The organism is Moorena sp. SIO3H5 (assembly GCF_010692395.1).
Classification (GTDB): Bacteria; Cyanobacteriota; Cyanobacteriia; order Cyanobacteriales; family Coleofasciculaceae; genus Moorena.
The window spans coordinates 1-10,973 of record NZ_JAAHHS010000016.1; the positions used below are offsets into that span (position 1 = coordinate 1).

General features: G+C 40.4%; 8 protein-coding genes and 3 pseudogenes. 1 reads left to right on the forward strand and 10 read right to left on the reverse strand.

Annotated features, from left to right (window positions below):
- Nucleotides 1-348 precede the first annotated feature (348 nt).
- The 10 genes and pseudogenes from F6K52_RS03475 to F6K52_RS03520 all read right to left on the reverse strand — a co-directional run.
- Nucleotides 349-1,704: a tetratricopeptide repeat protein gene (locus F6K52_RS03475; RefSeq protein ID WP_293074094.1), complete on the reverse strand. Its 1,356-nt coding sequence runs from the start codon at nt 1,702-1,704 to the stop codon at nt 349-351.
- A 174-nt stretch (nt 1,705-1,878) separates the two neighbouring features.
- Nucleotides 1,879-2,541, reverse strand: coding sequence for a type I restriction endonuclease subunit R (locus tag F6K52_RS03480; protein ID WP_293074097.1), 663 nt, complete (start codon nt 2,539-2,541; stop codon nt 1,879-1,881).
- A 94-nt stretch (nt 2,542-2,635) separates the two neighbouring features.
- Nucleotides 2,636-2,995 (reverse strand): annotated as a pseudogene (locus F6K52_RS03485) (four helix bundle protein).
- 80 nt (nt 2,996-3,075) lie between these two features.
- Nucleotides 3,076-3,687: a Uma2 family endonuclease gene (locus tag F6K52_RS03490; RefSeq protein ID WP_293074100.1), complete on the reverse strand. Its 612-nt coding sequence runs from the start codon at nt 3,685-3,687 to the stop codon at nt 3,076-3,078.
- A gap of 80 nt (nt 3,688-3,767) precedes the next feature.
- Complete coding sequence (locus F6K52_RS03495; protein ID WP_293074103.1) at nt 3,768-4,355, reverse strand: Uma2 family endonuclease; 588 nt, start codon at nt 4,353-4,355, stop codon at nt 3,768-3,770.
- Nucleotides 4,356-4,875: 520 nt separating this feature from the next.
- Complete coding sequence (locus F6K52_RS03500; protein ID WP_071986844.1) at nt 4,876-5,109, reverse strand: hypothetical protein; 234 nt, start codon at nt 5,107-5,109, stop codon at nt 4,876-4,878.
- Between the two features lie 421 nt (nt 5,110-5,530).
- A complete protein-coding gene (locus F6K52_RS03505; protein ID WP_293074109.1) occupies nt 5,531-6,172 on the reverse strand; it encodes a sulfotransferase family 2 domain-containing protein in 642 nt (213 codons plus the stop codon).
- Between the two features lie 8 nt (nt 6,173-6,180).
- A complete protein-coding gene (locus F6K52_RS03510) occupies nt 6,181-6,852 on the reverse strand; it encodes a sulfotransferase family 2 domain-containing protein (protein WP_293074117.1) in 672 nt (223 codons plus the stop codon).
- On the reverse strand, nt 6,849-9,740 hold the full coding sequence (locus tag F6K52_RS03515; protein ID WP_293074120.1) for a glycosyltransferase: 2,892 nt from the start codon (nt 9,738-9,740) through the stop codon (nt 6,849-6,851). Before F6K52_RS03515 ends, F6K52_RS03510 begins: the two co-directional genes overlap by 4 nt.
- Before the next feature lie 550 nt (nt 9,741-10,290).
- Nucleotides 10,291-10,545, reverse strand: a pseudogene (locus F6K52_RS03520) (photosystem II q(b) protein); the annotation flags it as partial.
- Here F6K52_RS03520 and F6K52_RS03525 point away from each other — a divergent pair.
- Nucleotides 10,546-10,923, forward strand: a pseudogene (locus F6K52_RS03525) (2-phosphosulfolactate phosphatase); the annotation flags it as partial.
- Between the last annotated feature and the right edge of the window lie 50 nt (nt 10,924-10,973).

Genomic DNA, 10,973 nt, shown 5'->3' on the forward strand with positions numbered 1-10,973 from the left:
AAGATGGCTTATTTAATCAAGCCAAGATAATTCATCTACGACTTTATGCTTTTGTCCCATCATTAGTTTCTCTTAAAAAGAAATAGGGAATGGGGAATCGGGAATCGGGAATCGGGAATCGGGAATTCGGACCCACCCGACACGCCGACCAGTTGGGTAGGGTGCGTTAGGGGAGCATTCATGTTTCGTCTCTTAGTCAGGGTTTGGATAGCCCGCCCCGTAACGCACCACCGTGTCAAACAGTTGGGTCGGGTGCGTTAGGGGAGCCTTCATTTTTTGCCTCTTAGTCAGGGTTAGGTTGCTACCCGTAACGCACCACTGCTGAGTCAAACAAATGTATCACTTTTTTCAGATTATATTGCTTATAACTACGGATTCTGTGACTATAGGCAGACCAAGGTTGTTTTGAGAGTTGTTTTGAGAGTTGTTTTGAGTCATTGTCCAAGCCATGGGTAAGTCTTGTTTGGTGCGAACGGACGAAGCTTGTTGGAATGCTTCAATAGCAAGTTCTAGATTTTTAGCCCTGTCCCCACGGATTCTGTTTCTGTAAGCAATACCTAGCTTGGTTTGAGTCTGTGCCCACTCGATGGGGAAGTCTTCTTTGGTGTAAACTTCCAAAGCTAGTTGGTATTCTTCAATGGCAAATTCTAAATTCTCAGCCCTGTCGCCACAGATTCTGTCGCTGTAGGCATTGCCCAGGTTGGTTTGAGTCTGTGCCCACTCAATGGGGAACTCTTCTTGGGTGTAAACTTCCAAAGTGAGTTGGTATGCGTCAATGGTAAGTTCTAGATTATAAGCCCTGCCCCCAAGCATTCTGTGACTGTAGGCTTCCGCCAGGTTGGTTTGAATCTCTGCCCAATAGTAGGGGAAGTTTGATTCAGTGTAAACTGACGAGGCTAGTAGGTATCGGGCAATAGCTTTTTCCAGATTTTCAGCCCTGTGGTCGTGGATTCTGTTTCTGTAGGCTTCCCCCAGGTTGATTTGAGTCATTGCCCAATAGATAGGGAAATCTGATTTGGTGTAAACTGACAATGCTCGTTGGTAATGGGCAATCTCAAGTTCTAGATTCAATGCCCTCTCCCCACGGATTCTGTTTCTGTAGGCTTGCCCCAGGTTGGTTTGAATCGCTGCCCAACTTTCCCGCTTACTCTCACGGGTAAAGACCTTTAGCACCTGTTTGTAACCAGCAATGGCGATTTCGATATTATTGGCTTTATTGCCTAGAGGAAACTGCTGGATCAGATTGCTAAATTCCCAAATAACTTTAGCGATGTATTCTGCTTCAGGTTCTGAAAATTTAGCACTTGCCCAGGTTTCCAGGATATCAATAAAGTTATCATCCAGTTTCTCTAGGTTAGCTCCCAGGAGTGGGTAGACTACTTTGGGGTTGCTATCGCTGTTGTCAGTTGCCAGCAATACCTCTGTCAAGAATTGCAGATAGTCTTGGCATGAGAGATTAGCTGAGGTACGGGTTTCTGAGATTTCCAGGATTTCTAAAAGCTCACTCCTCAGACCCAGTAAAACCTCAGCGTTGTTTTGCTTGCCCTCTGCTGCCAGTTGTTCTGCTACTTGTGCCATTACCTGCAATAACTCTGCACCCACTAACTCACGGTTGCTCTCAACAATTTGGAATTCTTCACCGCTGGGACAAGTTAGCACTTGCTCGATCAGCTTCAGGTATGCTCGTAGTCTTTGTTTGTCCATTTTTGCTGGTTTTTTCGGGTGCATCCGAGCTTTGGCAACAATACGACCATTGAAGGCTAAAACACTCCTCCCGTTCCCTGAACGGATTGATAAATTCTGATCTAAGCTGACAATTTTCCCGTCTAACGCACCCTACGAGATTGAATATAGAGCTGTTTTGGAGGCGATCGCTCTTCAATTTACATCACTCATTACCCCAATATTTGCACCCATAATTTTAGCAATTTGCTTCAGAATACGCAAGACATCATATAACTGATTCCTACGAGGTAGCAGCAGATAAAAAAGATTAGATAAATCATATTGGGGAACACCGCCCGTCAGCATTTTAACAAACAAAAACTCATCCCCGCTACCAATCATACCATAGACAGGACGTTCAGGATTGGGATTTGCCATCATATAAGTCATTAGTTGAGGTAAAGCTACTGAAAAAGCAATAGTAGATTTAGATTCAACCAAAAGAACCCAAAGTTGTTGTGCAATAACTAAAGTATCAATTCGACCTCGTAAAATTTCATCCTTCTCTTCTACTTCCACTTCAACAGTCGTTTCAGTAGTGACATAGAAAGGTTCATCATATAAACCTGCCAAAGTAAGTAAAGGTCCAATTAGTAATTGATTAATCACACCTTCTGGGAGAGTACTTCGTTCTCTATGACGTAAAAATCGTCTTTGAATTTGGTCTATTTTATCTTTTTCTTGAGCAGTTAGTTGAGGTAAATCCTGTTGCCATTCCTGAAAGAAAAGGTCATTATCGGTAGGAGATAAATTAAACCTTTGCTTCAAGTCAGCTAAGGTAGCGATCGTTTTGGAAATGGGGTAAGTTTGAATCATGGGGGAATGGGGAATGGGGAATGGGGAATGGGGAATGGGGAATGGGGAATGGGGAATGGGGAATGGGGAATGGGGAATGGGGAATGGTAATTTCCTAATTTAGTTTCTTCATAAGAGTAATAATCATTCGAGTTTCCGATTGAAGCTCGTTGATCAAAGATACTATATCACTTTTTTCACATAAGCCTACAGCCTCAGCGAGCAAAAGATGGGTTTGTAGTTCATTAATTGAACCTTGTGCAATGCTTAAAAAACGCTTGTATTCTCCTGATGATCTTCGTCCATACCCTTCAGCAATATTGGCAGGAATAGATGAAGCTTATCTTCTGATTTGTTGAACCATACCGTATAACTCGTCTTTAGGAAATTGTTTAGTGAGGAAATAGCTAAGCAGTGCTATTTCCATGCCTTTTTGCCAAATTCGTAAGTCTTTAAAGTCATTTACTTCAGACATTTTTCACTTCCATTCCCCATTCCCCATTCCCCATTGCCCATTAATACATCTCAATCCTGTTAATATTATACCATAAATACTCACCGTTGAGCATTAAAAATTTGTTCAGCAGTCAAATTTAATTCAGGAAAACTTGTTGATTTATTGATTCGGTCTTTTCCTCTAAACTGTTGGACTTGATACTCTCCATCCACAAGCTGATAAATGGAGAGAGTTGGTTGTTTTGGCTGTCCAATAAAACGCACTCCTCCTATTCCTAAATAATCGACAATCCAATATTCACCAATACCGATCGCCTCGTAATCCATTAGCTTGTAACCATAATCGTCACGCCAGTTAGTGCTGACAACTTCAATCACTAAAGGAATGGATTCTCCATGAATCAGGGTTGATTTTTTTTCCCACAATGGCTCATTGATGATATTTTGGCGATCGATAAGTAATAAATCAGGATTATAGCCAGTTTCTTTATCCTTTAGTTTGACTAATGCTTTGGGCGGAATACGATAGGGCAAATTCATCCTTGTGTATTCTAAGGTTAATTCTTGGGTGAGAAATCCAGCAATATCTTCATGTTGTCCTGTGGGTTGCATTTCGACGATCATTCCTTCATGTAATTCATAGCGCCTATTTTCTGGCAGCCATTCAATAAATTCATCAAAGGTTATTAGTTGTTGTAATAATTGAACCATAAAAAGCCTCGCTTTTTGCTAATCTTCCCAAAAAATCAATATTTCTGGGCAATGCCCATTCCCCATTGCCCATTCCCCATTCACTCTTCATCCAACTCAAAATCTACTCTTTCATACAAATTTTGAAACGAAATTTCAAAATCAGCTGAAGCCAACTTTAAAACTGCTTCTCCCCCTTGATAATCATTGAAAAGCCATTGCCCATCCTCTTGCTTAAAATATTGAGCCACATAAAAACGATATTGATCGATTAAAATATATTCCTGAAATTCAGGGATAGAACGATAATATATGAATTTATCCGTCCAGTCGTAATCCCGCGTCGATTTAGAAAGGACTTCCACAATGATTGAAGGATTGGTTACGTTTGTCTTACCCATTCCTTCATAGATTGGTTTTCCTTTAATTACCATTACGTCAGGATAGGTATAGAGGGGATATTGCGCTATGCACAAGCGGACATCATTGATATAGATATAATAGTCTTGCTCCTTAATTGTCAAAGGAAATTTGCGACAGAAATTGAGCGCAATTTGATTGTGATTTGTCGTGCCTCCTGGCATGAGGATGATTTCTCCATCTCGATATTCATGTTTATCTATCGCTTTCTCTTCTAATGTCAAGTATTCTTCAGGCGTGTAGTACCGTTTTTCTGTTTGAATCACCATATTAATGTTCCTGATGCTGCGATCGTTGTTCAGTTGCCATTACTCTTTACGATAGGTGTATCTTGCAAACTCCGCTCAGTATAGCGCTATAGCGTTTTATAGTAAGCATCTAAATTTTATTTTTTGCTCCGAAGCTCCGTTCGCGTTTGCGCAGCGTCTGGCTCTGCCAGTAAGTGTGGCCCACGGCCTTAGCTCCCGACTCCCTAATCCCTACGGTGCGCGTTCCCTAAAACCCAGAACGAAAGTAACTTACCAAATTAAGAATTACCTTAACTATACCAATAAACAAAAATCGGTCAAGTTTTGGTTAACCCCAATCCTTGACCGAATTCTATTGTCTAAAAGTCAACAAGTACAGCTTAACTGCATTGAAATTTGAATAACTACTGATCAACTAATACATTTGTCAGTGGTCAGTGGTCAGTGGTCAGTGGTCAGCCATTGACCATTGGCTGAATGCTTAAAAATAACCTCTACAATGCCTGGTCGCCAGGGCGTCAAACCCTGACAAAACCCTATCCTAGTCTACATAGAAATATCGAATCAAGGTGGTCATAACCTCACCAGGGTTTTCGGTAGGTTCGGGAGTGCTCCACTCGTCGGGATAGGCGTATTTAAGAGCATAAATGGCATAAATAGTATGCCGAACTTGTTCAGGAGAACCGATCAAGATGTGCTTGACTTTCTTAGGTTTACGACCAGGGTTTTCAGGGTTTTGATTTTCATCGGAGTTGGGCGGAAGATTTTTCGTCATGACCAGTTATTCGTTAATTTTGTTGACACTATTAATATATTAATAAATTAATTAAATTGGCAAGGGGTTTAGAAATTTTTTTTATTACGAAATATGGAGATAATGGCGACTGTGGCTATGGTGATAATTGTGGATAATATTGGAATATAAACTCGTTTTTATTTATCTACATTTTCGATAAACTTAATCGTAGGGTGGGCAGTGCTTCCAAGCAATTACAAAGCTATAAGTAGCTTTAATCGGCACTGCCCACCAACAGGAACTTAATTAAAAAATAGATAAAATTAATCATATGGTGGGCAGTGCTTCATACCAATTTAAACCCTGACAATCTCCCCAGGTTTGCACTGCCCACCCTACGCCTATTACCTATTACCTATTACCTATTACTAGTATGCCTATTACCTATTGCCTTAGCCAACTACGCCATCCCAAACTTATAATTTCCATACTTAATGTCATACCAAAATAAATTAGCAACTCTATCTATAGCTTCTTGATTATAATAATTAGTGTAATCATCCCGTTTGTCTGGATCTACCTTAGGTAAATTCAGCTTCAGTCCTAGCATAGACTCCAATAAAGTTAAATCTGATTCTAAATTTTCAAAACGGATAACATAATCCACAAGAAACGTGTTATCCTCATCAAGTGCCGAGTAAGACAGTGAGTAAGCCGACAAATCAGTTAAGTGCTTCCCTGCCTTGATATCCCAGGATTTACCCTTAGTGATCCACTCTGTAAAAGGCATTTTTTTGTTGGGGTTGTACTGTTGTTTCTCCCAAAAGTAGAAGCCATTGTGATCAGGATTTCCAAAGGAATACACAGAGACAAGCATATCCCAGGGATTTCTAACAGACGTGAATTTGAAGTAGCTATTCCAGTCCCAACCCATCCGTTCAAAATGCTGTTTCATCATAGATGCTGGCGCATGGGGATGGTTGTGTCGCCCTTTATCTGTACTAACACTATCACTGTAAGGATCTAGTGCTTGTCTAATCGTAGCATCACCACACCTGGGCTTACCAATGAATACGAATTTATGCTTGTGTGATAGTCTCATTCTCTAGTTTAAAAAGAATACTTGCCGTAGTTGATATCATACTCAAACAGTTCGGAGACTATCGCTTGGGATTCGCTATCATAATACTGGCTGTAGTGGTCATGCTTGCTGGTATTTATCTTCAAAGAATCTATAGGTATTCCTAGCTTTGAAGCGATAAAATCTAAGTCTTCCTCTAAGTGTTCAACACGGATAACATAATCCACTAGGAAGTTATTCTGATCATCAAAAACATAGTAAGGAAGGGTATAGGTAGACAAATCCTCTAGATATATTTGCTGCTTCAAGTCCCAAGATTTTCCAGTCTTAATCCACTCCTTAAATGGCATCCTGGTGTTTGGGTTATAGGGGTATTTTTCGACAATGTCTTCGGATACACGGATTGCTCTTGCTGTTTCCCACCAATAAATACCTCGGTGATCTGGCTTGGCATAAAAGTACAAAGAAACCAGCATATCCCAAGGGTTTCGGATACTAATAAACTTGAAATAGCTGTTCCAGTTCCAACCCATACGTTCAAAATGCTGCTTTAACAGAGATGCTGGCACATGGTGATGGTAATGTCGCTTCTTATCCGTACTGGAAATATCGGTGTAAGGATCCAATGCCTTGCGAATACTAGTACTAGCACACTTAGGTTTGCTGAGGAATACAAACTTATGCTTGTGGGATATTCTCATGATAACTGTTGATAGATGTCCGATTTAACAATTGATTTTAAAAAATAATCGTTGCTAAGCTTTTCTTTAATCGGGTGCTGCTGCAGGTAGTGGTGGGTTTCCTCAATTAAAGCAAAATCATCAGCTTTGGCCGCTGCTTCTTGTCTAGACTGGAAGTAAAGGGGATAGTCTTCACCCAAATACTCTTTTACAGCTGGCAGCGGATTGACTAAAACCGGGGTATTTCTTACGATGCACTCAATGATCGCGTTATTGGCACTGGTGTCATACAACTCCAAATAAGCAATATTCTTTGACAACATCTCATCATACTGATCATTGGGCAAATAATCAACTATCTGCACATAACTGTAATTTGGCTGTAACTTAAATACTTGTTTTTCACTATGTAACATCTCCCCAGAATAGGGTTTACGTAACACCATCTTTTTATAATTTTTTACCGGTAAATAGTAGATAGAGTGCATCTTCCGCAACCAAATCCCAATTTGGATAATAGTTGGCTCAGGATTTGACAAAAACTTATCCATCGAAAACGTAATATCTGGGGTTTCCGTAGGATGGATAACGCTAACAATTGGCACATCTAGCTGCTTTTGGAGCCATCGACGAGAGTCTTCAGACAAACAAAATAAACCTTGACAATACTTAAGACTCTCTTGCCACAACTGACTTGCAAATATTGTCTGAGGTGACAGGTGTTCTTGAAACCATTTAGGAGCATAGGGAGGACAATGGATGAATCCAATCCAAGGCTCTGTATAAGCAGTTGGGGTGTTGTTACAATCTCCAGGATCTGAACCCCAGGCGAATTTCTTTTCTATGAAGCCATCCACCAAGATTCCAGCATCATTGTGTAACGCTTTCAAGCTATTCATAGCATAAGACCATCCAGAGCGATGCTCCCCGTAATGATACTGTAAAGCAGAAGCAAGATCGAGTTTTTTGGGATAATCCCCAGAGTCTTCAAACCCTAAATCTTGCTCTTGAGTTTGGGAGACATCAAGGCTTCCATTACCATTAGATTCCTCAGTTAGCGGTAGATAATACTCCTGTAGAATTTTTTTCTCAAAATCAACCGTTGACTCAAACCGCCTGTTATAGGATTGAGGGTCTTCTAGGTAAATTCCTAACGGTTCCCTCAACAGCATGAATTTAGAATCGTTAGTTGAACAACGTAACCAAAATTCCCAATCAGCACTCGCGCCATACTCAATTTCATCGAAATAGCCATTTTTTTCATGGACACTCTTCCGCCATACCGGCATACAATGGGGAAGATTTTGGGAGCCGATCTTACCTTTTTCCTCTCCTTCAGCCCACCACTTTTCCTGAAAAAAGTCTTCAGTTCCAAAATACTCCGGAAATCCCACATACCAGACTGCATGAGCGGTATTATTATCCCAGGTTTCATTGGGCTGCATCGTAACTTTCAGAGGAGCGCAAACTACGTCCACATCAGGATGCTCATCCAAAGCTCTCATATGTTCTTCGATATGTCTGGGCGCTCTGCGGTCATCGAGATTAGCATTTGTAATATAGTGACCACGGGCTAATCTAATGCTCATGTTCCAAACTTCATACAGCCCTGGGTCTTCATCCAATTTTATATAGATAATATTGGGATACCTGGTCATATACTTTTTAATCACAGGCTCTTCATTTCCCGGAGAATTGGGATTAACCAATAGTAATTCACATTCAGCAAAAACAGTCTGCTCGGTAATATCCTTAAGGAACTGTTCAATATACTTATCCCCTTTAAATACTGATGTAATTATGGAGACTTTTGGTTGCCATTGATAGGGACTAAATGGTCGATTAAGCAGAGTAGAGCGTATTAGCTCTTGCCATTCCGGTAGGTTACTGAATGCATAAGAATTGAATGGAGAACCATGAGCAGCTGAAAATGTGGTGAATTGCTCTATCCAATCATAAATCGTTTCCGTTGCTTGGTAAGGGGTAATGCTTAGGGAGTTCTTTAACTGCTCAGCCATAGTGGTAATTTTACCAGCATGATAAGACTTCCATGCTAACCATACTAAGGAATTATAATCGTAATTTTCAGTATTTGTATGGCTATAGACCGGATTCTGAGCATCAGGTAATCGGGGTTTATAGATAATCGGTTGCTTACTGTTTTGATAAATTGTCAAGAATTGCTTAACGATATAATTATCCATGTGACCAATTAGGTCATAATCTACTTTATTTAGATCCGCTTTTTTATGATAGGATTCATACCGATATGGAGCAAATATTTTTGTAAACTTAAGGGCTGATTTTTGCCAGATTTCGTAGCTATAGTTGTTAGAGTGCTTGACATGATAGGCAACGGGAGAGACTAAGTCTTTTATGGTTAACCCCTGTTGCCAAGCAATCACTGGTACCCAGAAATCCCAAAAGGGAATACCAAGGCAAAAGTCAGAGGATGGAAATTTTTCCAGCAGTTCTTTTTCAAAAAAGAACACATCAACCCCAACATCGTAAATCTCACCGTTGATTGATTCAGCAGTATCAACATCGACTCGTGAAGCGAGCAGGATAGAGTCTTGAGTCTGCTCTCGAATAAATTCTGTAAAATCCTGCTCAGCTTTTAAGATAATATCTGCGTTAACAATTCCACATATTTGGCTACCGTACTCACGCAAATAGGATAAGAGGTCATCAATGTAAACATAAGGTTTACCATAATGCTCTCGTCCATCCCGAAATACTCTGTGAAATTTAATGTCTTGATATAAAGGCTGGAGTTTTTCAATCTCTTCTAGAATATTTAAGGAAACAACCTCAAATCCTAGAGTAAGCCAGCTATTAATAGCGGCTTGTTGTTTTTTAACATTTCCTGGTGCAATACTAGTTACGATGACAAGGGGTTCAGTTGTCATTAGTCATTAGTCCTTTAGGAAAGGGAAGAGGGAGTAGGGAGTAGGGAGTAGCGAGTAGGCAACAGGGAAATTCCAAATAGGGAAAAAATTATGTTTACCTCAGGTGCGACCCGTGGTGAATTTAATTCTTAATGGGTCAAGGGCACCTAACTCGTGATGATAATTGCTATATATCGATGCTATCGGACTCGATAGTATTTTTCTGTCGATAGTAAACCGAGTAACCACAGAAAAATTTAAATTTTCTATAAAGTTATCCCCAATTTTCTATTAATTTTTATTAAAGGCAACAGAAAAAACACAAGGTAAAGGGGTATTGACAAATAAGAAATGACTGCCAATAAATACAGAATTTGCTAGTAACCGTAAGCTACATCTAAATTTTCTTCCCTACTCCCTACTCCCTACTCCCTACTCCCTGCTCCCTGCTCCCTGCTCCCTACTCCCTGCTCCCTACTCCCTGAGAAGTCCAATAATGACAGACAAACAAAAAAGCGCTCCCCATGTGGAGAGCGCTTTTTTTAATCAAGTAGATTATGCCAACTTGGTATTAACCGTTGATAGCTGGAGCAGTCAAAGCTACAGGAGTAGCTTCAGCCGCAGCTAGGTCTAGAGGGAAGTTGTGAGCGTTACGCTCGTGCATTACTTCGAAACCTAAGTTAGCGCGGTTTAGTACATCAGCCCAGGTGTTGATCACGTGACCTTGTGAGTCAATGATGCTCTGGTTGAAGTTGAAACCGTTGAGGTTAAATGCCATGGTGCTGATGCCCAGTGCAGTAAACCAGATGCCGATTACAGGCCATGAGCAGCTTTAACTAATCGGGCGAGGGTTGTGAAATTTCTACTAGAAAAGCAACCAGAAACAGTTTGGCTTGTTGGTTCTGGTTGGGAAGGTAGTTTTTCTTTAGAGGATACTGTTTGTGCTGGTGCAATTGCCCATAGTATTTTGCAACAAACTAACTTATCTGCCAATGACATTGCAGGTAATGATGAATTAATTAGTGCGATCGCTCTTTATTCCCAATGGGAAGATGATCTACTCGGATTATTTCACCATGCAAGTCATGGTAAACGTTTATTAGGCTTAGATGGCCATGAAGATCTCAAGTATTGTTCGCAGACTGATATTTTAGATATCTTGCCGATGCAACAAGAACCTGGTATTTTAAAAAGCCATCATTAAATACCAACAGTCTGAATTAATAGGGGCGATTTTCGGTATTCCCTGGGAGA